General features: G+C 59.4%; 25 protein-coding genes and 1 pseudogene. 21 read left to right on the top strand and 5 right to left on the bottom strand.

Annotated features, from left to right (window positions below; all coding sequences use genetic code 11):
• The first annotated feature begins 110 nt into the window (after nucleotides 1-110).
• The gene (locus V1280_RS22685) at nucleotides 111-1115 is read left to right on the top strand and encodes a SphA family protein (protein ID WP_334529070.1); all 1005 of its coding nucleotides are present in this window, start codon (nucleotides 111-113) and stop codon (nucleotides 1113-1115) included.
• A gap of 88 nt (nucleotides 1116-1203) precedes the next feature.
• Here V1280_RS22685 and V1280_RS22680 read toward each other — a convergent pair whose 3' ends face one another.
• The gene (locus V1280_RS22680; RefSeq protein WP_334529067.1) at nucleotides 1204-1572 is read right to left on the bottom strand and encodes a nuclear transport factor 2 family protein; all 369 of its coding nucleotides are present in this window, start codon (nucleotides 1570-1572) and stop codon (nucleotides 1204-1206) included.
• A 33-nt stretch (nucleotides 1573-1605) separates the two neighbouring features.
• Nucleotides 1606-2394, bottom strand: coding sequence for a FadR/GntR family transcriptional regulator (locus V1280_RS22675; protein ID WP_334529064.1), 789 nt, complete (start codon nucleotides 2392-2394; stop codon nucleotides 1606-1608).
• Nucleotides 2395-2518: 124 nt separating this feature from the next.
• Here V1280_RS22675 and V1280_RS22670 point away from each other — a divergent pair, with 124 nt between their 5' ends.
• The 11 genes from V1280_RS22670 to V1280_RS22620 all read left to right on the top strand — a co-directional run bounded on the left by V1280_RS22670 (nucleotide 2519) and on the right by V1280_RS22620 (nucleotide 12604).
• On the top strand, nucleotides 2519-2950 hold the full coding sequence (locus V1280_RS22670; RefSeq protein ID WP_334529061.1) for a GlcG/HbpS family heme-binding protein: 432 nt from the start codon (nucleotides 2519-2521) through the stop codon (nucleotides 2948-2950).
• Nucleotides 2951-3061: 111 nt separating this feature from the next.
• Nucleotides 3062-3904 carry an HpcH/HpaI aldolase family protein gene (locus V1280_RS22665; RefSeq protein ID WP_334529058.1) on the top strand — a complete coding sequence of 281 codons (843 nt, stop codon included), beginning with the start codon at nucleotides 3062-3064 and terminating at the stop codon, nucleotides 3902-3904.
• 35 nt (nucleotides 3905-3939) lie between these two features.
• Complete coding sequence (locus tag V1280_RS22660; RefSeq protein WP_334529055.1) at nucleotides 3940-4473, top strand: cupin domain-containing protein; 534 nt, start codon at nucleotides 3940-3942, stop codon at nucleotides 4471-4473.
• A gap of 70 nt (nucleotides 4474-4543) precedes the next feature.
• A complete protein-coding gene (locus tag V1280_RS22655; RefSeq protein ID WP_334529052.1) occupies nucleotides 4544-5911 on the top strand; it encodes an MFS transporter in 1368 nt (455 codons plus the stop codon).
• A gap of 497 nt (nucleotides 5912-6408) precedes the next feature.
• Nucleotides 6409-6900 carry a MarR family winged helix-turn-helix transcriptional regulator gene (locus tag V1280_RS22650; protein ID WP_334529049.1) on the top strand — a complete coding sequence of 164 codons (492 nt, stop codon included), beginning with the start codon at nucleotides 6409-6411 and terminating at the stop codon, nucleotides 6898-6900.
• A gap of 144 nt (nucleotides 6901-7044) precedes the next feature.
• Nucleotides 7045-8211 (top strand): LLM class flavin-dependent oxidoreductase, encoded by a 1167-nt coding sequence (locus V1280_RS22645; protein WP_334529046.1) that lies wholly within the window; start codon nucleotides 7045-7047, stop codon nucleotides 8209-8211.
• 12 nt (nucleotides 8212-8223) lie between these two features.
• Nucleotides 8224-9021, top strand: a complete 798-nt coding sequence (locus V1280_RS22640) for an alpha/beta fold hydrolase (protein WP_334529043.1) — start codon at nucleotides 8224-8226, stop codon at nucleotides 9019-9021.
• A 52-nt stretch (nucleotides 9022-9073) separates the two neighbouring features.
• Nucleotides 9074-10291 carry an ABC transporter substrate-binding protein gene (locus V1280_RS22635; RefSeq protein WP_334529040.1) on the top strand — a complete coding sequence of 406 codons (1218 nt, stop codon included), beginning with the start codon at nucleotides 9074-9076 and terminating at the stop codon, nucleotides 10289-10291.
• Nucleotides 10292-10301: 10 nt separating this feature from the next.
• Nucleotides 10302-11105: an SDR family NAD(P)-dependent oxidoreductase gene (locus tag V1280_RS22630; RefSeq protein ID WP_334529037.1), complete on the top strand. Its 804-nt coding sequence runs from the start codon at nucleotides 10302-10304 to the stop codon at nucleotides 11103-11105.
• Nucleotides 11106-11119: 14 nt separating this feature from the next.
• Nucleotides 11120-11938: an SDR family NAD(P)-dependent oxidoreductase gene (locus tag V1280_RS22625; protein ID WP_334529034.1), complete on the top strand. Its 819-nt coding sequence runs from the start codon at nucleotides 11120-11122 to the stop codon at nucleotides 11936-11938.
• A 42-nt stretch (nucleotides 11939-11980) separates the two neighbouring features.
• Nucleotides 11981-12604, top strand: coding sequence for an NADPH-dependent FMN reductase (locus V1280_RS22620; protein ID WP_334529031.1), 624 nt, complete (start codon nucleotides 11981-11983; stop codon nucleotides 12602-12604).
• A 209-nt stretch (nucleotides 12605-12813) separates the two neighbouring features.
• On the opposite strand, the pseudogene V1280_RS22615 reads toward V1280_RS22620, so the two are convergent.
• From V1280_RS22615 to V1280_RS22605, 3 genes and pseudogenes are all read right to left on the bottom strand, one after another.
• Nucleotides 12814-13350: pseudogene (locus V1280_RS22615) on the bottom strand (LysR substrate-binding domain-containing protein); the annotation flags it as partial.
• Nucleotides 13351-13606: 256 nt separating this feature from the next.
• Nucleotides 13607-15508: a sigma-54-dependent Fis family transcriptional regulator gene (locus tag V1280_RS22610; protein WP_334529028.1), complete on the bottom strand. Its 1902-nt coding sequence runs from the start codon at nucleotides 15506-15508 to the stop codon at nucleotides 13607-13609.
• A 389-nt stretch (nucleotides 15509-15897) separates the two neighbouring features.
• Nucleotides 15898-17742, bottom strand: coding sequence for a sigma-54-dependent Fis family transcriptional regulator (locus tag V1280_RS22605; RefSeq protein ID WP_334529025.1), 1845 nt, complete (start codon nucleotides 17740-17742; stop codon nucleotides 15898-15900).
• A gap of 317 nt (nucleotides 17743-18059) precedes the next feature.
• Here V1280_RS22605 and V1280_RS22600 point away from each other — a divergent pair, with 317 nt between their 5' ends.
• The 9 genes from V1280_RS22600 (at nucleotide 18060) to V1280_RS22560 (ending at nucleotide 26096) form a co-directional block, all read left to right on the top strand.
• On the top strand, nucleotides 18060-19103 hold the full coding sequence (locus V1280_RS22600) for an NAD(P)-dependent alcohol dehydrogenase (RefSeq protein WP_334529022.1): 1044 nt from the start codon (nucleotides 18060-18062) through the stop codon (nucleotides 19101-19103).
• 95 nt (nucleotides 19104-19198) lie between these two features.
• Nucleotides 19199-19525 (top strand): hypothetical protein, encoded by a 327-nt coding sequence (locus V1280_RS22595; RefSeq protein WP_334529019.1) that lies wholly within the window; start codon nucleotides 19199-19201, stop codon nucleotides 19523-19525.
• Nucleotides 19518-19751: a hypothetical protein gene (locus tag V1280_RS22590; protein WP_334529016.1), complete on the top strand. Its 234-nt coding sequence runs from the start codon at nucleotides 19518-19520 to the stop codon at nucleotides 19749-19751. The genes V1280_RS22595 and V1280_RS22590 overlap by 8 nt, the downstream gene beginning before the upstream one ends.
• 122 nt (nucleotides 19752-19873) lie before the next feature.
• Nucleotides 19874-21544, top strand: a complete 1671-nt coding sequence (locus V1280_RS22585; protein WP_334529013.1) for an aromatic/alkene/methane monooxygenase hydroxylase/oxygenase subunit alpha — start codon at nucleotides 19874-19876, stop codon at nucleotides 21542-21544.
• Nucleotides 21545-21663: 119 nt separating this feature from the next.
• Nucleotides 21664-22704 (top strand): FAD-binding oxidoreductase, encoded by a 1041-nt coding sequence (locus tag V1280_RS22580; RefSeq protein WP_334529010.1) that lies wholly within the window; start codon nucleotides 21664-21666, stop codon nucleotides 22702-22704.
• A gap of 67 nt (nucleotides 22705-22771) precedes the next feature.
• Entirely contained in the window at nucleotides 22772-23857 is a 1086-nt protein-coding gene (locus V1280_RS22575; protein ID WP_334529007.1) for an aromatic/alkene monooxygenase hydroxylase subunit beta, read from the top strand.
• Nucleotides 23858-23887: 30 nt separating this feature from the next.
• Nucleotides 23888-24241, top strand: coding sequence for an MmoB/DmpM family protein (locus tag V1280_RS22570; protein ID WP_309178496.1), 354 nt, complete (start codon nucleotides 23888-23890; stop codon nucleotides 24239-24241).
• Between the two features lie 92 nt (nucleotides 24242-24333).
• Complete coding sequence (locus tag V1280_RS22565; protein ID WP_334529004.1) at nucleotides 24334-25350, top strand: amidohydrolase family protein; 1017 nt, start codon at nucleotides 24334-24336, stop codon at nucleotides 25348-25350.
• Nucleotides 25347-26096: a metal-sulfur cluster assembly factor gene (locus V1280_RS22560; RefSeq protein WP_334529001.1), complete on the top strand. Its 750-nt coding sequence runs from the start codon at nucleotides 25347-25349 to the stop codon at nucleotides 26094-26096. Before V1280_RS22565 ends, V1280_RS22560 begins: the two co-directional genes overlap by 4 nt.
• Nucleotides 26097-26100: the final 4 nt, after the last annotated feature.

The raw sequence follows: 26100 nt of genomic DNA, 5'->3' as shown, positions 1-26100 counted from the left end.
CTTAGTGTCTGGCATAACAAGTATGTGATCGGGTCTCGAGATGCAGCTTCCCGCTCTTCCTGGCGGAGGCGGACGCTTCATCGAGCTGGAAGTCACCAATTGGGGGGAAAATGCGTATTGATCTGAAGAAGATGTGCTGTGCCGCGACCGTTGCGGTCGCAGCAACTTCGCTAGGGCCGGCGAACGCCTATGAATCGGGCTCACCCGGCACGCAAGTGCCACCCGGCATTGCGATCGGTAACACGACCGCTGCTGCGCCTGGTCCCGGCATTTACATGTTTGACCAGTTCTGGACCTATCAGGCCAAGATCGTTGGTCCCGGAGCTCCGAATGTGGGCGGCGCCGCTACCACGGTGAACGTCAACGCGGCCACGCCTGGCTTTCTATTCGTTCCTGGCTGGACCTTCCTCGGGGCGACCTATGATGCGGTGATCGTTCAGCCCTTCGCCAGCGCCGACACGGGCGCTCCAGTCAACACCATGAAAACTGGCGTGCACAACACCCTTGTGGTGCCGGTCGAACTCAGTTGGAAGCTTGGTCAATCGGGCTTTTTCGTCAAGACGGGGCTCGGTATCGGCGTGCCCGACGGCACGATCTCTGGTGTCAACGGTCTGGGTAACGTCGGCAATCCCTGGTGGACGTTCAGGCCAGAGTTCATCGTCTCCTATCTGGACGAAGGGTGGAATCTGACCGCCGCCTTCTACTACGAAACCAACACCCGAAATTCCATTACGAAGTATCGTAGTGGCGACGTGCTCGATTCCGAGTTTGCCGCAACGAAGCAGTTCGGGAAGTGGACCCTCGGCGTCCTTGGCTACTACGTGGCACAAGTCGGAGACGATACATCGAGCGCCTTCTACGGCAACGCCACCAGCGCGAACCGCTTTCACGAAGGAGCCGTCGGAGCCCTTGTCGGATACAACTTTGGTCCCGTGCAGTTGAACGTCTTTGGCTTCCGTGAGGTAAGCGCCGGCGCTTCCGGCGGCTCGCCTACCCCGTTTGTTACCGACCGGGCGGCAGTCACCCAGGGCTACAAGTTGTTCGCCAATGTGAGCTATCGCTTGTGGGCACCTGATCCACCGGCGACGGCAATCAAACCACAGATCTACAAGTAGCGGATTGGACCACCGCTAACTGGAGGCGCCGAGAGGCGCCACCTCTCTTTTTGAAATCGTACAGGATCGTACGTCTCTCCAGGATGACCTAGCTCTGCACGCGGGTCGATTGCCACAGGACAAGCTTGGTAGCGCCCAGCGCTCCTGCCCAGACCCCGGTAAACAGATTCACAGACGTGCGGCTTGTCCCGTCTGCCAATACATCCATTTCCAGCTTGCCCCGCACGATTGCGACTGAATCATAGATGCAGATCGCAACTTCGGAGTGGTCTAGGCGATGGCAACGGAGACTTCCGCTGGCAAACTTCCCGATCAAGGACTTCTTCGTGTCCGACTTGGACGATGCATGTATCCAGACCAGGTCGTCGGCGAATAAGCGGTCGAGACCAGCCAGATCGGCTGCCAGCATGGCACTGCGCCGAGCCTGCTCCAGTTCGTCAATATCGCTCTTCTGCATGTGCGGTATCCCTCACAGGCGCGGCGCGTGGAATCATCCAACCCGCAACAGCAATGTTGACAGCAATTGGCGAAGCTTGGGGTCGTTCAGTCGAATTTCCTTCGCCTTTGGCAAGGCGGTGATCAAAGCGACCGCCTTCTTATGGAACTGTTGTGCTGCAGCGACCGCCTTGGTTCGATTTCTCGCGATGACTGACTCGACCAACTGCGTGCGAATTGGCTTGAGCTTGGCGAGAATAGCGCGCCATTGTGTGACGGAATCACAAAGCTGATGACCGAGCTCGGTCTGCAGTTCGGCTAGAAAACTGCAGAGCGCGGCGAGCAGAGGATTGTGCGCTGCGGTCGCCATGGCGTTGTGAAAAGCGAGAACAGCTTGGGCGGCCTGCTCGGCCGTGGCGATGTCATCGAGCGCGGCGAGGGTGCTGCGCAGACGTTCGTGGTCCTCGCGTGTCGAGACCTCGGCGGCCAATGTGGCCACATGTTCGTTCAACGCCCCCCACACGCCGAGGACATCGGCCACTCCCAGCTTGCCGAGTTGAATCACGGCGCTCAAGGAGGTGGCGACCAGCTGATCCGGATTGGCGACAACGTAGGCGCCGCTGCCATGTCGCACGTCGGCAAATCCCAAAAGACTAAGGCCGCGGATCGCCTCACGGACTGTGGGTCCACTGACGCCATAGCGCTGCGCCAAATCCTTCTCTGAAGGCAGTTTAGTGCCCCGCGGGATGGTACCGAGAATGATGTCGTTCCGCAGATCCTTGAAGATCTGATCGGCGATGCGTTCGCGATCAATGACCTGCGACCCGCTTCGGAAGGTTGCCATTTTTGATTGTCCAGCGGCACGATTTGATAGTAGGTGACCTAGTGACTAGCAATTTGTTCGGCTCCGATCAATCCGCAGCGGCATACGCAATTGCTCGAGAGCACAACTTTAAGGGAGTTTCACAATGCTGTCCTTGTCAGATGCGTCACGCGTCGTGGACGAAGCCCTCAAGACTGCGCGCGAGATGAATTTACCGCCGATGACCGTTGCGGTCCTCGACGCGCGGGGATGCCTTGTTTCCTTCAAAATGGAGGACGGATCGAGCTTGTTGCGGGAGCAGATTGCAAGGGCGAAGGCCTGGTCCGCACTGGGCATGGGAATGGGCACCCGGACGCTAATGTCTCGGGCGGCTCACCATCCTTCGTTTTTCGTAGCCCTCTCTTCACTTGCGGAAGGCTCCATGGTGCCAGTCCCGGGCGGTGTGCTTGTCAGATCGCAAGAAGGAGCCGTCATAGGTGCTGTTGGCGTGAGTGGCGACGTGCCGGACAAAGATGAAAACTGCGCGCTGGCCGGAATCCGCTCGGTCAATCTTGTTGCTGATCCCGGAGCCGCGTGAGCCCCGGCAGGGGCGCGCTCGAAAATCTTTGCAAGTTGTTTCTTCCCAAGCAAAGAAACTTATGTCACAAAGACACCAAGTGACTTTATGTGTTTAAGGGGAGGATGCGTTTTGTTCAAGCCCAACCGGCTGATCGAGATGCTTGAGCGCGGCGAAGTTCCGCTCGGCATGCAATGCTTCACTGGCGATTCGGCGCTCGTGGAAGTGCTTGGATTGACCGGGTTCGACTTCGTGATGTTGGATTGCGAACACTCCGGCAACAATGCGCGGGGGCTCGAAGGCCTCATTCGCGTGTCGGAACAAGCCGGCCTTGCGCCATTCGTGCGCGTTCCCGATCGCGCCAACGAGGCTGATATTCGACGTGCGCTTGAAGCCGGGGCGAGCGGGATCTTTCTTCCGATGGTGCGCTCGGCGGAAGACGTCAAGCGTGCTGCTGATGCCGCGTTTTTCCCGCCGCTAGGATCGCGCGGAATTTGTCCCGCGATCCGCGCGGCCGGCTACTCCTTGCGGACATTTGAGGAATATGCAGCGTGGAACAATCGCGAGGTCATCCTGATCCCGATGATCGAGCATCCGACTGCCGTCGAAAATATCGATGAGATATGCGCGATGACGGAAGTAAAGGTCATCGTCTTCGGGGGCGGCGACCTGTCCTATGCGATGGGCGAGGGCACCGCGATGATGAAAAGCCCCCGCGTTCAGGACGCCTACCGGAAGGTGCTGGCAACGGCCAAGCGGCATGGTGTTGCCGTGGTCGGAGGTCCGATCCTGGATCCAACGCCGGAGTCGTGCCGCAAGTCGCTGGACGACGGGATCACTGTGTTCTGCCTCGGTCTCGACACGCTGGGCTTTCGACGCTTTTGCGAACAAACCGTCGATGCGCTCAATGCCGGCATTGAGGGAACAAACTACAGGCGCGCTCCAGCTCCGGCCAGCGGATTTCCAGGGCGCTAATTCCAATCCAACAAACAACACATCGCGAGAGCAAAATGGCTAAGTGGAAAAGATACGTGGTCGGCCTGAATGCTGCCGGAAAATCCGCCGTCCTGATGGACGAAGCTACCAACGTGCAGGAAAATCCCGGAATCTTCTACCGCGCAACGCTGTGGGGTACGAAAGAAGTCCCGGTCGATAACAGCATCGATACGGACCGGTCGCTCGATATCACAACCCGCGAGCCGTTTCCTGGTGGCATGCTCTGCCGCGCCCTCGAGATTCCGCCTGACACCGGTGACAAGACCGGGCATATCGAGGCGCTCCAGCAATTGAATGTCGAAGTGAAGCAGAAACACACGCCTACTGCTGAAGACATGGCGCGCCATCCGAGCATGCACCGGACCGATACGCTGGATTGCATCACTTGCGTGAAGGGCGAGATCTATATGGTGACCGACGTCGACGAGGTGTTGATGCGGCCGGGCGATACCGTCATCATTCGTGGCACCAACCACGCTTGGAGCAACCGTTCGAAAGAACCGTGCTTGTTGGTCGGCTGCATGATTGATGCAAAGCCGCTGACATAACCAAGCAAACGATCAGCAAGAAGAAGACCGGGTAACCGGCGCCTCGGGAAACGCTCGCAATGGAGTGCGCATGGATTCGAGTGAAGCCGTCGACTTGGAAACAGTCGTAGATTCAGGTCGCCTGGGACCTTCCCAGTACCTGATCATCTCGATCTGTGCGCTCGTTGCCATGATAGATGGCTTCGACACGCAATGCGTCGCGTTTGTCGCGCCAGAAATAGCCAGCAGTTGGCACGTCGAGCCTTCCCAATTTGGTCCCGTTTTTGGGGCTGGTCTGCTCGGCGGCATGATGGGCGCAATGGCACTCGGGCTTGCCGGCGACCGGTTTGGCCGCAAGCCTGTGCTGATGTTTTCGGTCGCATTGTTTGCGATATGCTCGTTGCTCACACCCTTCGCCACATCCATCAGCAATCTGGCCGCCTTGCGTTTTGTCACAGGCCTTGGTCTCGGAGGAGCTCTCCCAACGGCCATTTCGCTGACGTCGGAGTATACGCCGACGCGCTTGCGGGCCACGGTCGTCGCGCTCATGTTTTGTGGTTTCCCTCTGGGAGCGGTCATTGGCGGCTTCGCAATGGCGAAACTGCTTCCAATGCTGGGATGGACCAGCGCCTTCTACGCTGGCGGCGTGATCCCGCTTCTCTTTCTCCCGCTCGTGGCCATCTGGGTGCCGGAGTCGATCCGGTTTCTTGCGCTCAAGGGGGATAGCCTCGCGATCACTTCCATCCTGGATCGGATGAAACTGGGAAAGAAGTGGGACGTCAAATTGACGGTCGAAACGCCGGCGCCGCTTTTCAGTCTATTTGCCAGGGGCACCGCGCTCGGTACGATCCTACTTTGGATCACCTTTTTCTTCAGTTTGATGTTGTCCTATTTCCTTCTCAACTGGATCCCCATGCTTGCTCGGCAAGAGGGGCATAGTGTCGAGGAGGCCGTCGTCGCCGTGGCCGTGATCAATTTGGGTGCGATCATTGGCTGCCTTACGCTCGGACAGTTGGCGGAACGCTACGGGCAGGCAACGGTTATTGGGGCCGGGTATGGTCTTGGTGCCTTCGCTATCGTCGCTATCGGCTATGTCGGCACGTCAAGCGCGCTCTTACTGATCTTCTCAGTTCTTGCCGGGATCCTGACCATCGGCGCGCAGATGTGCACGGTGGCTCTATGCGCGGGCTTCTACGATACGCGTCTGCGCGCGACGGGTGTTGGTTGGACGATGGGAATGGGACGAATAGGCGCAATCCTTGGTCCTGTTCTTGGTGGCGTCTTGATCGGAGCGGGCTTCACGGCGCCAACGTTCTTTTTTATTGCTGGTTTGACGTCACTCGGCGCGGCGGCGACGGTGTTCGCGATGGGATGGCTCGTGCTTCGTGGCCGCTTATCTAGCACTCAAAAAAGCGATCTCCGTGGTCAGATTGACGCCCTCGAGGGCCTATCTGGATAGTGAGTGGCCGCACAGGCGGCAACGGATGCCCCTGTTGCCGCCGCTCCCCGCTCCCGCGGTCCGATGATCTGAGTATTGCGTTCGCCGGTGTCTTCTCGATGGCCGAGCGCACACGACGCGCTTCTGCCTTTGATCAAAATCAGTAGCCGCGATCGTCCCGGTCGTTCACCGCTAATGTGATCAGTGCCATCCACGCATCGCAGCAGCGAGCCTGGTGCGCTACAGCAATCGCTCGCGCACCGCTGTCTACGCACGCCACAGCCGGTCGCGAGCTCTGTTGCCGGCTCTCCGCCGCGATATTCCCGACCATGCTGACGCTGCGCCCCGTTGGCCGCCTTCTGCCCGGCGGAACGAAGCGGTGCAGCCAAGCCAAAGCTATTGAATCTCTTGGCAAAAGGCTGCACATGGCTTCCCCTGTAGCTTGGACCAAGATGGTGGTATCCAGCAACAGCATTTTGGCCACGACTTGGCAGTTCGAGACTCATTGAAAGCATTGGATGACCAGGCCCAGCAAAGTTGAAGACGAGCGCGGTGAAACTCAACCGTCCACTGATCGAGAGAGAATTCTCGGCCTTACCGTAAACACCCTCGGCCGGAATATCACCTGGAGCTTGGCGCAGCGAACGGCCCGCCACGGTTTCCTTCCTGGCGTTAATCCTGTCATTGCGCGGTTGATGCAGCTGACGGAATCGACCCAGGGAGAGCTTTCACGCCTCATTGGTATCGAGCAGCCAACGATGGCTGTGACGTTGAAGCGAATGGAAAGGGACGGGCTAATCTCCAGATCGCCCGATCCGGCGCATGGGCGGCGCACTACAATAAGGCTTACTTCGAAAGGTCGCGCGCTCAGTCAACTCATGTCCAAAGCAGCTCGAGAGGTCGAAAAGATGGCCACCAAGGGACTTAGCGCGCATGAGGTCGCCGAGTTTTTCCGCATTGCAAACATAATGACGCAGAACCTAAACGCCGAGCGTTACGGCGACAAATAGGTCTCGTCCACATCCCCAAGTCTTTCGGCCGATAGATCGCAGCGATTCAAATTCGCGCAACACGCCTTGACGTCTCGATGATTATCATAGCATACTATGATTATAAGAGAGCTTCGATGCTCTCGATCATCCAGGGAGGTTACGATGGCGGGATTAGGTGCTCCGCAGTTCTACTTGATGCACTTCATGCCGTATCCGGATGTCGTGCCGAATCGCCCGCAGGGCCAGTGGGTCGACATTCCCAACACGCACTTCGATCCGAAGGTCGGCTACAAGCTCTACAAGGAATACATTGACGAGCTTGTACTGGGTGACAAGCTTGGGTTTGACGGTCTCGTGGTCAACGAGCACCACGCCACCTTCTACAGTCTGATGCCTTCCTGCCAACTGATCGCCAGTGCGCTCGCAGTGCTTACCGAGCGAGCGAAGATCTGTGTGATGGGGACGCCGATCGGGCTGACCTATCCGCATCGCCTGGCGGAAGAGTATGCAATGCTCGACGTCATGTCCGGCGGTCGCCTTGAATGCGCGTTTCCTCTCGGCACTGGCATGGAGTACTGGGTCAATCCGCTCAGCCCTGCCACCGCGCGCGAGCGTTTCCGAGAGGGAATGGACATCCTGATGCAGGCTTGGACCAAGCCCGGCCCAAGCCGCTACGACGGTGACTTCTATCAATACAAGTATCTGAATTGCTTCCCGTTGCCGTACCAAAAGCCGCACCCAAAGATCTATGTGGTCGGTTCGGGTACGGAAGATACCGTAAACTATGCGGCCGAACGGGGTTACGGCTATTCTCAAGTGTTCACGCCCATACCGGCGCAATTGAAGTCCTTCGAGAACTATCGCGCCGTCGCTGCCAAGCACAACCAGCCGACCGATTCAGAATCGATCATCATTTCGGCGATGGTATTCGTGGCTGAATCGGAAGAGAAGGCAATTGAAGAGGGGCGCGATCATATTCTCTTCTACTTCAAAAACTTGCTGAAGACCGACTCTCACCTGAACTCGCCGCCCGGCTATCTCCCGGTCGAGCGCCTTCGCAAGCGGCTCGAATCTGGTGTCACTGAACTCGATGTGACCTGGGAAGGGCTGACCACGGTGTATCGCACCGCTCTCGGGACGCCTGATCACGTCGCTGAGCGTATCGCCTTCTGGTGCGAACAAGCTCAGAGCACCAAGATCATCTTGCATCTGCACGTTGGCGACATGCCGCACTGGAAGGCGGTCAAGAACATCACTCTGTTCGCCGAAGAAGTCATTCCGCGTGTGCGGAAGCTGATGTCGTCCTCGGTTCAAGTAGCGGCAGAATAGTTGGAGGATTCAATGATCAGCTTCATACAGCGTGACATCACCGTCGACGGAATTCGCGTTCAGGTCCTTGAAGCGGGCGAGGGCGAGCCTCTTGTCTTCTTTCATGGTGCCGGCACCACGAGCGGATTCCAGGATCTGTTGCCGCTTGCCCAGGGTCGCCGGCTCGTCGTGCCGATCCACCCGGGATTCGGTGCGTCCGACGATGATCCGGCAGTCAACTCCGTGCTGGACTTTGCTGTCCACTACGCCGCGCTTTTCGATCAGTTGAAATTGTCCGCGCCGGTCGACCTCGTAGGCCACTCACTGGGCGGCTGGATCGCCAGTCTCTTTACGGTATTCAACCAACATCGCGTTCGCCGCCTCGCTCTTGCCTGCCCGGCGGGACTGCGGGTGAGGGAGCATCCGACAACGGACCTGTTTACGATCCGCGCGGAACATGTCCCATCGAAAATCGTGTCCTCGCCTGATGCTCTTGCCCGGATCCCGGCGGTCAATCTCACCAATGACCTCAAGATCGCTCGGTATCGTGAAATGACCTCGCTTGCCCGCATTATCTGGGAGCGAAACTATGAGCCGAAACTCACGCGCTGGCTCGGGCACATCAAGGTGCCGACGTTGGTGCTCTGGGGCGACAAAGACCAAATCATTCCAGTTGAGCAGGCGAACTATTGGTCCAAGCGGCTAGCTTCCAGCGAAGTTGCGCTGTTCGAAGGAGCCGGGCACCTCGTCTTCTTCGAGGCGCCGGCGGCGGTAGCGCGGGTGAAGGCATTCTTCACTGAGCGCGAGGTTCCCCGACGACAGTCAGCCTAATTAGCCAGAACACTGGCATCCAAGACAACAAATGACGGGGAGGTGCGTGCCAATGAGACTCGACATGCGTTTGTTGAGTGTCGTGCTGCTGTCGGGCCTTCTCGCGACGCTCGCCAATGACGTCGCGATGGCCCAAAAGAAATACGACGTGGGAGTGACCGACACGACCATCAAGATTGGCAACATAATGCCTTATAGCGGCCCGGCGTCAGCATATGCTGCCATCGGCAAAACCGAGGCCGCTTACTTCAAGATGATCAACGACCAGGGAGGCATCAACGGTCGAAAGATCGAGTTTGTCACCTATGACGACGGCTTCAGCCCCCCCAAAACAATGGAGCAAGCTCGCAAGCTTATCGAATCCGACGAAGTATTCGCTCTTTTCAACGTTGTTGGGACGGCTGGAAACTCCGCGATCGAGAAGTACGTCAATTCCAAGAAGGTGCCGCATCTCTTCATCTCCAGCGGCGGTGCCAGGTTTGATGACCCTGAACATTCGCCTTGGAGCATGGCGTGGTGGCCGGGATATGTCAGCGAAGCCACGATCTATGCAAAATACATTCAGCAGAACTATCCGACCAAGACGGTCGGAATTCTTTATCAAAATGACGACTCTGGCAAAGACTACATCGCTGGATTCCGTCAAGCGTTCGGAGCTGATGCTGACAAGAAGATAGTCATCGCGCTTCCATACGAGGTGACTACGCCTACGGTCGATTCGCAAGTCGTGCAGATCAAATCTGCCAATGTCGATATCTTCGTCAATCTCTCTACGCCAAAATTTGCCGCGCAGGCGATCAAGAAGATTGGAGAAGTCGGATGGAAGCCCGTCCAGTTCTTGGGCAATGCGTCGGCGTCTACCCAGTCGACAATGTCCGCCGCTGGCATTGATGTCTCACAGGGAATCATCAGTGCCGTCTACCTGAAGGATCCAGCCGATCCTCGTTGGGCCAATGACGAAGGCATCCGGCAATTCCGCGCCTTCATGACGAAGTATTACCCAGAGGGCGATCAAGAGAACGGCACGACTGTATTCGGCTACGGCGCGGCCAAAGCATTCGCAGAAATTCTCAAGCAGTGCGGCGACAATCTCACGCGAGAGAACCTGATGAAGCAAATGACCAGCCTCGATATGGAGATCGATGTCTATCTACCTGGCATCAAGATCCGCACCAGCAAGACTGACTATTCGCCGATCGACCAACTTCAGCCCGTGAAGTTCAACGGTCGACGCTTCGAGCCCTTCGGCGACGTGATCGGCAGCAAGTAGGAGACAAGTCATGACCTCTCTTCAGGGACGGACAGCATTGGTGACAGGTGGTGCTGGCGGAATCGGCTCTGCGATCTGTCGACGCCTTTCGGTGGACGGAGCACTGGTCGTAGTTGCCGACCTTGATGGTGAGCAGGCAGATCGTGTGGCGAGTGGCATCGTGTCAGATGGCGGTCGCGCGGTCGGGATCGGACTCGATATCACGGACCGCGATCAATGGAGGGCGGCCATTGCCGGAACGACCCGGATCGCCGGTGGGTTGAACATTCTCGTGAACAACGCCGGTGGCGCAAAAATCAAGCCGTTTGAAGCACTCACGATCGAGGACTGGAAGCACGACATCGATGTGAATTTGAACGGCGCGTTCCTGGGCATCAAGGAGGCACTTGACGTCATGCGTCAGACTGCAAGCGGTTCCCCCTCTGATGGGGCCATCATCAACATTGCATCTGTCTCTGCGCTAAAGGGATCGCCCGGCATGCCTGCTTATTCGGCGGGCAAGGGTGGGCTGCGATTATTCACAAAAGCTATTGCGGTCGATTTCGCGCGCCGCGGCTATGGGATACGAGTGAACTCTATCTATCCAGGCTTGATCGATACGCCACTAACGAAGCCCTTGTTCGAGAGCCAACTTAAGCCTGGCTCAGAAGAGAGCCTCGAAGCTGCTCGTTCGCGGATCCTTCAGCAATACCCAATCGGTCGTATTGGCAGGCCGGATGAAATAGCGAGCGTAGTTAGATTTCTAGCCGGAGACGACTCCTCGTACATGGTGGGAGCCGAATTAGTCGTCGATGGCGGTCTAACGGCAGCATAATGAAAGGCCTAGCGATGAAAGTCGAGCAGCTATTTGACGTAAAGGACAATGTCGTCGCCATTACTGGCGCTGCGAGTGGAATCGGCCTGGCTATCGCGGAGGTCTTGGCGGCCAATCAAGCGAGGCTGGTGCTTTTTGATATCGACAAGGCGTCGCTCGCCGCCGCTTCAGACCGTCTTACGCAGACGGGCGTAGAAGTCTTCGCAAGGGCAGCCGATGTACGTGACCGCCGTGCCTTGAGGCAGGCATTTGATGAGGCGGTCGCTCACTACGGAGTCCTCGACACGGTATTCGCCAACGCAGGCATTGGTGCAGGCCCAGGCTTTGTCGGCCTTGAGGGGGCCCGCTATCCGGGAGGCGCACTCGAAGCGATCACTGATAACCATTGGGACGATGTTATCGCGGTGAACTTAAGTGGAGTATTTGCGACAATCCAAGCCGCCGTCCGACACATGAAGTCGCGTCGAATGGGGAGGATCATCGTCACCACCTCGATTGCCTCGTCCCGTAATCAGGCCTGGATCGGTACGCCCTACATGCCGGCGAAGGCTGGTGCGGCACACCTGGTCCGGCAGGCAGCCTTGGAACTCGCCGAATTCAATATCACGGTGAATGCGATCGCGCCCGGCGCCTTTGCTACCAATATTGGAGGGGGTCGACTTAAGTCGGCGGAAGTTGCCGCCACCATGAGCAGGAATATCCCACAGCGCCGGGTCGCCGATCCTCAAGATGTTCAAGGGCTAGCATTACTCCTCGCATCGCGGGCCTCCAATTTCATCACCGGCGCAGAGATTCCCATTGATGGAGGAGCCTCGCTCGGGAGGGGGTCCTGAGATCTTGCGGGTCCAGCTCGGTTCGGCATGTGAGGTGACGCTATGAAAATACCATACATCGTGGCGCTTGGAGGCACTACGCGGGTAGGCTCTTCAACCCAGAAGGCGCTCGCGCTGTGCCTCCGTGAAGTTGCCTCACTGGGAGGAGAAACGCACCTGGTGAGCGGCGCCGATCTTGACCTGCCACCATACACACCGGGCGCCAAACTCTCCATTGGAGCGCAAAACATCGTAGCCGAACTCCGTCGCGCCGACGGAGTGATTGTGGGTACGCCAGGCTATCACGGCGGAATTTCAGGCCTCGTCAAAAACGCGCTCGACTACGTCGAGGAACTCAGATCGGACGCAAGGCCCTATTTGGAAGGACGAGCTGTCGGTTGTGTTGTGACCGCGGCAGGCGAGCAAGGTGCCGTCTCGACGCTGCTGGCACTTCGTTCGGTTGTCCACGCCCTAAGAGGATGGCCGACCCCATTGGGAGCGGCGATCGTCACTGTTGGAGAAACATTCGATGCAGCGGGACAATGCCTGTCGGAAAAAGTCGATGTGCAGCTAAGGACTCTGTCCCAACAGGTGTTGCTCTACGCGAAGCGACAAAGATGTGAGGCACAGCTCAACCTTGCCGGTCCAAAATCTCCCGAGATATCGAGCGATAGATACTGCTCGTGATGTTCTAGGCACCAAGGAACTTAAGCGGGAGGTTCTGAATCGTGTTCAGACGACCGATAGTTGATGGCGGGCTCCAGAAAGGATGCACTTGCGCGTGCTAAGGACACCAGGACCCGGTGGACACGGCCTTGAACGCCGTGGTGGGAGAATGGCGCACGATTACCATCGCCCTTTTCCAAAAGCTCTCTACCGAGTTCCGCAAGAGTCCGTCAGGCCATCGTCTCCCTGCTAAACTTCTCACCTCGGAGTTTTGCGCGCCAAGTGCCATGCTCCACGAGCTCCGCGATCAGTTCCGCCAACACGCGGGCAACTGCCTCGCTTCCACGTGTGTTCATGGTTCTTTGCGAAACCACAACTGCAAGCGTCCATGATGGAACCGGATCCACGATCGGGATCGCCACCATCTCGCCACGCGCCATTTCATCGACAAACGCAAAGTGCGGCATGATCGCCATGTAGTTAGAATTGCAGATCAGCTTGGCGATGGCAGGCAGACTGTCGCAGTCCTTGACTGCAGGCGTTATATCATGACGGGCAGCCAGTTGTTCTATCACGGTTCGAAGCACGTTCGGACGCCCTGGGAGAACGATGGGGAAATCAAACAATTTTCTGAAGGACACCGATTTCCGTTTAGCTATCGGGCTGTTCTTGGGCACGAACAGCATCAGGTCTTCCGTCATCATCTCGGTCCACGCGACGTGCTCGAACGCCTTGTGATCGTAGAGAAGCGCCACATCGAGACGACCCGCTTCAAGCTGAACAGAAAGATACGCGTCGTGGAAGTTGAATACGTTTCGGCTGTTATTTTCATATGGCCAACATCAGCGAATGCCGATACCTGTGGTTGCGAGCCCCGCAACTAAGTCCTCCTATAAACTCTTTATGACATCAATCAACGCAGGGACTCCTGCTCGACCGCCGTCGAACGACAAGATCATTCTGACCGCGCCGGACACTGCTCGAGGACCCGATAGACGGTATTTCGTGCGTCGAACGACAAGATCATTCTGACCGCGCCGGACACTGCTCGAGGACCCGATAGACGGTATTTCGTGAGATCCCGAGGCGTCGTGCGGTTTCGCTGATGTTGCCGGCGGTCTCGGAGTGGACGGCGAGGACGCGGGCGCGCTGGATGTCCTGTAGTGAACCGGAGGCCTTGTGCGGAGGCGGGCCGATCATAGCGCCGACCGCGGCCTCGTCGATGAAGCCGTCGGTCGCGGCAAGGGTGAAGCGCGCCAGCATGTTGCGCAGCTCGCGGATGTTGCCGGGCCAGGGCCACGCGGCGAGACTGGCGATGGTGGCCGAAGTGATTTCGCAATCCGGATCGATGGCGCCGAGCAAATGGTGGACGATGGCGTCGAAGTCGGTGCGGTCCTGCAGCCGCGGCAGCGTGACCTCGAGGGTATTGAGGCGGTAGAGCAGGTCGGAGCGGAAGCGGCCCTCGAGGATGGCTTTGTCGAGGGTGGCGTTGGTGGCGGAGACGAGGAAGACATCGACCTTGGTGCGGGCGCCGCCGATCGGACGCACGGTCCAGTCGTCGAGCAGGCGGAGCAGCACCGCCTGCAGGGTGACGGGCATATCGCCGATTTCGTCGAGGAACAGGGTTCCGCCGTCGGCCTCCTTGACGAGGCCGACGGCGCCGCCGCGCCGTGCGCCGGTAAAGGCGCCCTCGGCATAGCCGAACAGTTCGGCCTCGACGAGGCTTTCGGGAAGGGCGGCGCAGTTGACGGGAGCAAAGGCGCCGGTCCGTCCGCTGGCGGCGTGGGCATGGCGGGCGAGTTGCTCCTTGCCGGTGCCGGTCTCGCCGCGGATCAGGATCGGCATCTTGCGGGCTGCTGCGGTCTCGACCTGCCGCACGATCGCCCGCACCGCCGGATCGTGGGCGACGAAGCCGGTCACCGCCGGCTTGAGCGATGCCGCAGCCCGCCGCGGCATCTCCGTCGAGCGAAGGTTCTCGGTTTGGCTGTTCCGATCTCCGGTTGCCGCACGCCGGCGCGCGTGTAGCAATATGATGGCACCTATATTGGAGCTTTCGTTCCTTACGAGATCGAAACTCGCGTTCGGAAGGAACTCCTTCAATTTGATTGGCCATTCGTCAAAGGGAAACGCTTTCAGAAATTGTGTAGGCGTATGATCGCCGACAACGTTGCGATGACCCCTGACGACGCTCAGTGCGTGCTCGGTCGCATGGACGATCATGCCCCGGCGATCGAGCACGACGCAATCCTCGCTAGCCCACAGCGGCCTCTTGGAGAGAAAGTGACGCAGCAGATTTTCGTGATCTTGCCGGATCGACTGCGCCAATACGCTTTCCACATGATGGCCCACGGAAACGGCCAGCGCGAGACTCTGCGAGTTGAAAGTGTTTGCCGGACCCGAAATATCGACGACGCCTAGAAGTTCGCCGTCGGCGGGATCATGAATCGGGACGGCAGCGCAGGTCCATCGCTGAATTTCCGAGCAGAAATGCTCCGTGCCGCGAATCTGAACGGGCTTCGATTCCGCCATCGCCGCGCCGATGGCATTGGTGCCGATGTCGGCCTCGCTCCATCGCCCGCCATGCTCCAGGTGAACCGCGCGGCCGGCGTCAATAACCCTGGCGTCTCCCTGGGTATCGATGATCAACCCGGAGGGATCAGTCAAAATCATCATGGAGTTCGCATCGCTCAGGAATGTTCCGGAGCTCTCGAGCGCGGACCGCGCCGCATGGCGGAGAGCAGCGTGTTTGGAACGGTGACGATATAACTCAGCTTCCGGCACGAGCGGCGCTCTTGCGCGATCGACCGTGACCTGATGATTTTTGGATCTCTGCCACGATGCAGCGACCGACAATCTCAAATTCGCTGACAAGGCGCCGCGCTCGACGAACTTCTCCCAAGCCACCCGTACTTCTCGTTGGTCCATCCCGGCTCCTCCGAGGTGACGGCATCGGCGACCCGTAAAGGAGGTCGCGCTATCGATCACCTTGATGTGGATTGCCTGTCAAATAACCGTCTGCGTGACGTAAGGGCGCGCATCGACCGGACTCCATCCATTCATCTGGAGGGCTGTCCAGGCTCGAATTTTGAACGCTGTCCGGCGCTCGCGTTACGATGACGGCGTCTCCGATCAAACCTATCCTGCGTTTCACTTCCCGGATTCAGCAGGCGCTTCTTTCGTGTCGCCTATCGGCGCAATCTATACCCCTTGTCTACGCGCTGCAAAAGGAGACCCGCTCCAGCAGGACGATGTTCCAATCAGGTCCATGCCGCCAATTCGAAGGCCAACGGCCTCCGCATCTGGGTCGGCGGCGGCTATGGACCGTCCCGGCGGCTTTGGCCGAGCGCCCGATAGACGGTATTTCGTGAGATCCCGAGGCGTCGTGCGGTTTCGCTGATGTTGCCGGCGGTCTCGGAGTGGACGGCGAGGACGCGGGCGCGCTGGGTGTCCTGTAGTGAACCGGAGGCCTTGTGCGGAGGCGGGCCGATCATAGCGCCGACCGCGGCCTCGTCGATGAAGCCGTCGGTCGCGGCAAGGGTGAAGCGCGCCAGCATGTTGCGCAGCTCGCGGATGTTGCCGGGCCAGGGCCACGCGGCGAGACTGGCGATGGTGGCCGAAGTGATTTCGCAATCCGGATCGATGGCGCCGAGCAAATGGTGGACGATGGCGTCGAAGTCGGTGCGGTCCTGCAGCCGCGGCAGCGTGACCTCGAGGGTATTGAGGCGGTAGAGCAGGTCGGAGCGGAAGCGGCCCTCGAGGATGGCTTTGTCGAGGGTGGCGTTGGTGGCGGAGACGAGGAAGACATCGACCTTGGTGCGGGCGCCGCCGATCGGACGCACGGTCCAGTCGTCGAGCAGGCGGAGCAGCACCGCCTGCAGGGTGACGGGCATATCGCCGATTTCGTCGAGGAACAGGGTTCCGCCGTCGGCCTCCTTGACGAGGCCGACGGCGCCGCCGCGCCGTGCGCCGGTAAAGGCGCCCTCGGCATAGCCGAACAGTTCGGCCTCGACGAGGCTTTCGGGAAGGGCGGCGCAGTTGACGGGAACAAAGGCGCCGGTCCGTCCGCTGGCGGCGTGGGCATGGCGGGCGAGTTGCTCCTTGCCGGTGCCGGTCTCGCCGCGGATCAGGATCGGCATCTTGCGCGCTGCCGCGGTCTCGACCTGACGCACGATCGCCCGCACCGCCGGATCGTGGGCGACGAAGCTGGTCAGCGCCGGCTTGGGCGAGACTGCCGGCCGCCGCGGCATCTCCGTTGAACGAAGGTTCTCGATCGTCGCGACGAACGTGCTCCCAACTGCGTCCTCCAATCGCTGGCCCTCCTGCCTGCGACTTTCAGAGAGGAAGGATTGGAAGGGCGTCAGGAATATCTCCTCGAAGCGCTGTCCGGGGGGCGTGGCTAAACCCTGCAGCAGGTTCTTGGCGCGTCCGTTCAAGGCAAGCAGTCGCCCCTCGCGATCGACGGCGAGCAATCCGGCGCTGAGCGTATGGACGTACTCGCTCCGGCTATGGAATGCGATCAGGAGGTCGTTCTCATGTTGGCGGCGAAACAGGCCGTTCTCGATCTGCGCCGCGGCCATGGCCACCAGCGCCTGGGTGTGTTCCTGACGCGATCGGCAGTCCGACGAAGCATCCAGCACACCTGCCAATGATCCGTTCGGCGTAAAGACCGGTGAGGCGACACAGGTGAGCCCGCCAAAGCGCGGAAAGTAATGTTCGGCGCCGTGGACCAGAACCTGGCGGCGCACAATGGATGCGGTCCCCAGTGCGTTGGTGCCGCAACGTGCCTCCGACCAGACGGCACCAGGCCTGATCGAGGCGCCATGTACCGACGTCCGAAAGCTGTCGTCGGCAACCATATCCAGCAACATGCCGTCGGGCGATGCGAAGGCGATCACGAAATTCGTTCCGGCGATCTGGCTGTGAAGACTGTGCATCTCCGCCATGGCGAACCGCAACACGAGTTCGTGCCGCTGTCGCGCAGCCCGCAGCACGGCGGCGCCTTCGATCTGAAGCGGCGGCGGGCGGCGAGGATCCAGTTGGACGTTCGCGCAGCGCTTCCAGCTCTCCAGAATATCGGGTGGCAACAATTCGGTCGAAACCGCTCCGTGCCGTTCTAGCTCGCGACGCGCAAGTGCGACGCGTTCCTCCGTGGACAGCATGCTTTTCCTCCGCGGATGTTTCTCTGAAGACCGCGTTGGCTGTTGCGCCACTCTTGTCGGTCTCGGCCGGACATCGCGATCATCACCTTACGCGCGCGCGAAAGATATCAAAGGCTGAAATATGCTGCGCCGCATGATGTTCCGCGGCTCAACATCTCTGCTCGCAGAATTGTTCATTGGTGCAACAGTCCTGGCAATCGTCCTTAAGCATTGCGTTGGGATTTCAACGCGTTGAAGTGCTGGCACGGCAGTTGCTCATTAGGGAGGAGAAAAGATCAAAGCCGCGCTGAAGGCGGCGGAAAAGAAGGAACCGGGAGATGAAAGCCGCCGTCTTGCACCGTTACGACGAAACCTTGACCGCCAAGGAATTCGTCAGTTTCGAAGATGTCGTCGATCCGCGCCTTGATAATCCAACAGATGTGATCGTGCGTATCGGCGGTGCCGGCGTTTGCAGAACCGATCTCCACATTGTCGAAGGCATCTGGCGCGAAAAGTCTAGCGTCAATCTTCCCTACATCATGGGGCACGAGAACGCCGGATGGGTTGAAGAGGTCGGCAAGGGCGTCACTGGATTCAAGAAGGGCGAGCCGGTGATCTGCCATCCGCTTGTCACCAGCGGCCATTGCCTGGCGTGTCGTCGCGGTGACGACATGCACGCCGAAGAGAGCGTCTTTCCGGGGATCAACGCCAATGGCGGCTATGCCCAGATTCTTCTGACCGGCGCGCGCAGCCTGATCAAGCTCCCGAAGACGCTGGCGCCCAAGGACGTCGCTCCCTACACCGACGCCGGTCTCACGGCCTATCGCGCCGCCAAGAAAGCCTCGCGCCATCTGCTGCCCGGCCAGTACGCGGTGATTATCGGAGCCGGTGGGCTCGGGCATATCGGCATCCAGGTCTTGAAGGCGCTATGCGCCGCCGAGATCATCGTGCTCGATCGTGCGGCGGGCGCGCTCGAGCTCGCCCGGGGTTGCGGCGCTCATCATGTGGTGAAGGCGGACGGCAATGAGGTCGAAGCCGTGCTGTCCTTGACCGGCGGTCACGGAGCCGAAGCCGTCATCGACTTCGTCGGTGAGGGCGATGCGATCGCCAAGGGCCTCGCGATGACGAGGAATGCCGGTTTTTACTACATCGTCGGCTACGGCGGACGGATCGACATTCCGACCATCGACATGATCACGTCCGAAAAGACCATCGTCGGCAATCTGGTCGGGACCTACGCCGAGCTAGTCGAACTCATGGCATTGGCGGACCGCGGTCTGGTCGACCTGAAGACACGCGAGTATCCGCTGAGCGCAGCCAACGACGCGCTCCATGATCTTCATCATGGCCGCGTGCCCGGACGCGCGGTGCTTGTCCCATGATCGCGAGCAACACGGCGTCGGAGTGCGTCTTGCGATGCAGTTTATCATTCAACTGCCTCCTGGCGCGCAGGCCGGCCCTCCCGGAGGGTGACCAGATGGAATCCCAACGTGACGACAAGGCGCGCATGAGGGCACGGCACGAGATGGTGATGAAGTTGATCGACAACAATGCGCGCCAGTTACGCTGCGACAACCAGCGGCACGGCGCCGAGATCGAACGAAAACTGGCGGTTCGTGCGGCGGCTCTGCCGGGTGCGTCCCGATCTTCACTGGCGGCGATCGCGCAGTGCGACCAGCGCCTCGCGGTCATCGACGAGGAAGAGCAGAGGCTCGCCGCCGAGCGGGACTGGCTGACAGCGATGCTTGTCGCATTCGATGCCGCAGCCGATGAGCCGGACACCAAGGAGGATTTCAATGGCTGACGCCAACACCATGGAAGCTCCCGTTCAGACCGACGAGGAGCGTTCGAAGGACGAATTTTTCAAGCGTCTCGCCCTGATCGGCGAAGACATGATCGCCGCCCACGGCAAGGATTTCGCAATAGGGGCCCTGGTGCTGCTGGCGCGATTTCTTGTCGAGGGCAAAGAGCTCGCCAAGCCATCCGAACCCAACATTGGCGAGTGGACGAAAGGGACGAAGCCGGCCTGACGGTCGGTTCGCCGAAGACAGCCTTGAGGCCGCAAGCCGATCGGTGAGGATACCGCGGACGTCGTCCGCAACAATGATCTGACACGGAAGCGACGCTAACGCCACAGATAGGGAGAAGCTAAATGACGGCAAGTCTCACGCTCAACAAGATCACGGCGCAGAAGGGTATCGGTATTACGGAGGCCGCGAACCGGGTCGCCGATCTCGGCTGGACGCCGAGCTATGTTCAGGAAGCGATGACCTTCCCGACCGATTACAAGATCTCGAAGGTTGCCAGGGACCCGATGAAACAGGTCCTGCGGTCCTATTTCCCGATGCAGGAGGAAAAGGACAACCGCGTCTACGGCGCGCTCGATGCGGCGTTGCGCGGCGACATGTTCCGCAATGTCGAGCCGCGCTGGGTGGAGTGGATGAAACTGTTCCTGGCGATCATTCCGTTCCCGGAGATTTCGGCGGCGCGTTCAATGGCCATGGTCGGACGGCTCGCGCCCGGCGAAGAGCTGCGTACCGGCTTCACCATGCAGATGGTCGACGAATTCCGGCATTCGACGATCCAGATGAACCTCAAGAAATGGTACATGGAGAACTACATCGACCCGGCAGGCTTCGACATCACTGAAGCCGCTTTCGGCAAGTGCTATGCGACCACGATCGGCCGGCAGTTTGCCGAAGGCTTCATTACCGGCGACGCCATCACCTCGGCCAACGTCTATCTGACCGTCGTCGCCGAGACGGCTTTCACCAATACGCTGTTCGTGGCCATGCCCTCGGAGGCAGCGCGTAACGGCGACTATGCATTGCCGACCGTGTTCCTGTCGGTGCAGTCGGACGAATCGCGCCACATCGGCAACGGCCATTCGATGCTGATGTCGATGATCAACAACCCCGACAACCATCTCCTGCTCGAGCGGGATCTGAAATACGCGTTCTGGCAAAATCACGCCATCGTCGATGCCGCCATCGGCACGTTCATCGAGTACGGCACCACCAATCGCGACAAGAACAAGGAGTCCTATGCGGAACTCTGGCACCGCTGGATCTATGAAGACTACTACCGGACCTACATGCTTCCGCTCGAGAAATACGGCATCAAAATCCATCATGATGACGTCGCCGAAGCATGGGACCGCATCGTCAAGAAGAACTACGTCCACAAGGTTGCGCAGTTCTTCTCGGTCGGCTGGCCGGTCAATTTCTGGCGCATCGAGGCCCAGACGGAGAAGGACTTCGAGTGGTTCGAGCACAAATATCCGGGCTGGTATGCCGAGTTCGGCGACTACTGGAAGTGGTACGGCAAGAAGAGCAAGCCAGGCGAGACCAACATCCTGTTCGACCAGGAGAACGGATACGTCTATCCGCACCGGTGCTGGAGCTGCATGGTGCCTTGCCTGATCCGCGAAGATATCGTCTGCGACGAGGTGGATGGCAAGGTCTACACCTATTGCTCCAAGCAATGCGCATGGACCCACAAGGTGGCGTTTGCGGCAGAATACGAGGGCCGTCCGACGCCCGCGATGGGCCGCTTCAGCGGCCGCCGCGAGTGGGAGGATTGCTACCACGGCTGGGATCTGGCCGACGCCATCAAGGACCTCGGCTTCGTTCGCCCGGACGGCAAGACGCTGGTGCCGCAACCGCACTTGAGGTTTGACGACAAGGAAATGTGGACGCTCGACCACGTGCGCGGTCACACCCTGCAGAGCCCGTTGCGTCTGCTGCGGGAGCTGAGCCCGGCCGATCGTGAAAAGTCGCTCGCGGAATATCGCAAGGGCTTCAAGATCCGGGCATTCAACTGAGGCGCCACTGAACTGACGTTGCACCGGGAGCCGCCAGGGCGGCTCCCGGATCACCCCGGCGGGCACGCTCGATCCGCTGCGGGACCATCAACAGCTTGGGCACGATCCGGAGAGACTCCATGCCGGCGCCAGCAGTTCACACCGTCCGTTTCGAGCCGCTTGGCGTCGAAATGGAAGTTGAAGAGGGCGAGACCGTGCTCGATGCGGCGTTCCGCCAGGGCATCTCGCTGATGCACGGCTGCAAGGAAGGTCAATGCGGCAGCTGCAAGTCCCGCCTGATCGACGGCGACATCGAGCTTCTCAAATATTCGACGTTCGCGCTGCCGGACTATGAAAGCGACACCAACCATGTTCTGCTGTGCCGGACCCATGCTTTCAGCGATCTAACCGTCGAACTGCTAAATTACGACGAAGATCTGTTGAGCCGCTCCATCGCGGTGAAGGAATTCGATGCGCGGGTCGTCGGTGTCCGCGCACTGACCCACGACATTCGCCGGCTCGAGGTCGAGCTCGAAAAGCCGCTGCGCTTCTGGGCCGGGCAGTATGTCGATCTGACGGTTCCCGGAATGGGCATCACACGCGCCTTCTCGATGGCGAGCGCGCCCAACAGTCAGATGACGCTTCATTTCATCATCAAGAAATATCCCGATGGCGCATTCTCCTCGCTGCTCGACGGCGATCTCAAGCCAGGCGATCAGCTCGTTGCCAAGGGACCGTACGGCACGTGCTTTCGCCGCGAGGCGCGTCCTGGCCCCATGATCCTGGTTGGCGGAGGCTCGGGCATGTCGCCGCTATGGTCGATTCTCACCGATCATATCGAGAGCGGCGAACAGCGGCCGATCCGTTTCTTCTACGGTGCGCGTACCCGCGCTGACCTGTTCCTGTTGGAAGAATTGGCGGCGATCTCAAGCAAGCTTCCCGACTTCAAATTCATTCCCGCGCTGTCGCACGCAGGGCCCTCGGACGATTGGCAAGGAGAGACCGGCTTCATCCACGAAGCCGTGGGCCGCCTTCTTCGGGAAGAGCAGCTGGCCGGTGAGATCGACAGCTATTCGTGCGGTCCGCCGCAGATGATCGACGCCGTTCTGCCGATTCTGCAGATGGCCGGGATCGAGCCGGACCGAATCTACTTCGACAAGTTCACCCAGCCTACAAGATGAGAACACCTGAACAAGATCGCACACAGCACCACACCCGACGACAACCAAGAAGCCCGAGGAGGATACCATGAGCGCCCAAGTCCAATCTGCAGCACAGAAGTCCGGAGCCGCGGGTGCGGCCGTCTTCGCCGGTTCCGAAAGCCGGAAATACAATTATTACGAACCGAAAGGCCGCAAGGCGACGCACTATGAAGACATGACTGTCGACGTTCAGCCCGATCCGGAACGCTATTTGTTGCAGGACTGGATCATCGCCTTCGGTGACGGCCGCCCGGCCTATTCAAAGGACTCGACCGCCGCCAAGAGTTCGAATTGGCACAAGTTCCGCGCTATCGATCAGGAGTGGGAGCGCACCCATTACCAGCGCCAGTCGACGATCTGCGGCATGATCCAGAACGTGATCGACAACGGCCGCAAATCCGGTGCCGCATCGAGATTCGACAAGACCTGGGTCAAGGTCCTGCAGGATCATCTCGGCGCTTACAAGCACGCCGAATTCGGTCTCGGCACCGCGACGATGCAGGCGCAGCGTTACGGCTACACCCAGATGATCAACAATGCGGTGTTGACCAACTCGTCCTACAAGCTGCGCTTCGCCCAGGATCTCACGCTCTATCTGGCTGAGCTCGCGATCGACATCGGTCCGACCCTCGATACCGCGGCGGGCAAGACGCACTGGTTGGAGGATCCGGTCTGGCAGGGCACGCGCAAGTCCGTCGAGTCGATCATGGGCGCGAGCGATTATCTCGAACAATACTTCGCGATCAATCTGGTGTTCGAGCCGCTCGTCGGCGAATTGTTCCGCAGCGGCTTTATCATGCAGCTGGCAGCCGCGCAGGGCGACTTCATCACGCCGGCGGTGGTCTCGGCCGCCGAGGCCGACTACGAGCGCAATCTCGCCAATGCGGTGGAGCTGTTCCATATCCTGGTCCACGAACCGGAGTTCGCGGCGCATAACCAGGGCGTGTTCAACGGCTGGCTCGCCGAACATGGGGCGCTTGCGCTCGAGGCCGCGAAGAACCTGCAGCCGATCTGGTCACAGCCACGGGTGAAGGTGTCCAGCTTTGCCGATGCGCTGGCGGCCGCCAAGAATCGCATCAAGACCATTACCACCGAGGTCGGTATCCGGGCGCCTGCTTCGCTCACCGCCTGATCAAACCCGTCAACAGAGAAGGAGGCAGCGATGTCCCAACACCAGGCCAATATTTTTAAGTCGATGAAGGACGTCCGTTTCGAGGGGACGATTTCCCATCAATGCGGCGTCACCATGAACGACAGTGTCGAGGCGCGCGTCATCGCCGAGGTCATGGCGGACAAGGCGGGAATAACGGTCACCTATATGCCAGCGATGATCCGGATCGATGGCAACGGCAAGATCTTGTTCGACATGGCCGAGATTTCCGAAGCGCTCGGCCGCGTCATGACGCCGCATCTGTTCGAGATTTCGACTTCAACGCACTACGGACGGATGGTGATGATCGACGACAACACCGTCGCGCTGTTCGGCGACATGAACGATGCCCTTGCCTACGAATAGGCGTTCATAGTGACCGGCTGGCTCGGTATCGATTGGCTCGCCCGGCAACACCGCGTGGGCCGGGCGAAAATCAGGATAGGGGAAGAAACACCATGTTCAAGACCAAAGACGGCGAGGAAATCTTCGTGATCGACGGGCACACCCATTTCTGGGATGGCAGCCCGCAGAATCAGAAGAACGTTCACGGCAAGCAGTTCATCGACTGCTTTTATGCCTACCATTCAAATCTCAGCCCGAAGGAGTGGCTGTGGCCGAAGGAGAAGTTTGAAAAATACGATGCGCAGACCATGCACGACGATCTTTTCGTGCATGGCTATGACGACATGGCGATTCTGCAGTCGACCTACCTGTCCGACTTCTACAAGAAAGGCTTCAACAACATCGAACGCAACTATGCGATGATGAAAGCCTATCCCAATCGCTTCATCATCAACGGTGCGTTCGATCCACGGGATGGCGAACGGGGCCTCGATCAGCTGCGCGCCGATGCCGAGAAATACCATCTGAAGGGCGTCAAGCTCTACACCGCCGAGTGGAAGGGCGAGTCCAAAGGCTACAAGCTGACCGATCCGGCCTCGTATCGTTTCCTGGAAGAGGCCGAGAAACTCGGGATCAAGAACATCCATGTGCACAAGGGGCCGACGATTTTGCCCCTGAACCGTGACGCCTTCGATGTCGCCGACGTCGATGATGTCGCGACATCCTTCCAGAACTTGAACTTCATCATCGAGCATTGCGGCCTGCCGCGGCTGGACGATTTCTGTTGGATCGCCACGCAGGAGACCAACGTCTATGGCGGTCTTGCCGTCGCACTACCGTTCATTCATACCCGACCGGGCTATTTCGCCCATGTCATTTCCGAACTGCTGTTCTGGCTCGGAGAGGACAAGCTGCTTTACGGCAGCGACTACGGCATCTGGACGCCGAAATGGCTGATCGAGAAATTCATGGCCTTCGAGCTGCCGGATGATGTGGCCAAGGAGACTGGCGTGTCGTTGTCGCCGACGGCGAAGAAGAAGATTCTTGGGTTGAATGCGGCTCGCCTCTACGACGTCGATATCGTGGCGCAGAAGCAGAAGCTGACGGCCCCTATGGCGGCGGCATCATGACCGCCAGCGGACCACATGCCGGTCGCACGTCCGAGATTTGGGATCGGCTACGCCATGTAATCGACCCGGAGCTTGACGAGTCGGTGACGGAGCTCGGCTTCGTCACCGGTGTGGAGGTGGATGCCATTGATCATGTCCACATCCAGTTCCGTTTGCCGACCTATTGGTGCGCCGCAAACTTTGCCTTCATGATGGCGGACGATATGCGTGCCGTCGTGAGCGCCTTACCATGGGTTCGCGGCGTGAGCGTCGTTCTTGGCGAGCACATGTATGCCGACAAGATCAACGAAGGCATTTCGCAGGGCCTGTCGTTCCAGGAAACCTTCGGCAGCGAGGCAACGGGAGACTTGAGTGAAGTGCGCCGTACTTTTCTTCTGAAGGCGTTTCAGCGCCGCCAGGAAGCGCTGCTGAGTCAGCTGATGGTTCGGGGTTACACGGCGGAGCGACTTGTCACGATGATCCTCGCCGAGCTTGGTGCGCTGGCTGTCGAAAGGGAAGGCCAAGACCTGGTCGGGCGCTATCTGGAGCGGCGAGAGATCGTTGGGCCGTGCAGCTCGGATGCGCCGGCGTTCTTGTCGGCGGAGGGACGGCGTCTTCCGGCCGAGGGCCTCGAAACCTATGTCAGGGGGCTGCGGCGCGTCGGCGTCAACGCCGAGTTCAACGGTGCCTTGTGTAGGGGCTTGTTGTCAGCGCGCTTCGATATGACAACCCCCCTGCCTGAACGCCCCAAGATGAATCCGTCTTAGCGAG

The organism is Bradyrhizobium sp. AZCC 2230 (assembly GCF_036924495.1).
GTDB classification, from domain to species: domain Bacteria; phylum Pseudomonadota; class Alphaproteobacteria; order Rhizobiales; family Xanthobacteraceae; genus Bradyrhizobium; species Bradyrhizobium rifense.
Note: the sequence above shows the minus strand (reverse complement) of the source record. Positions and strands in the feature narration are given on the sequence as shown.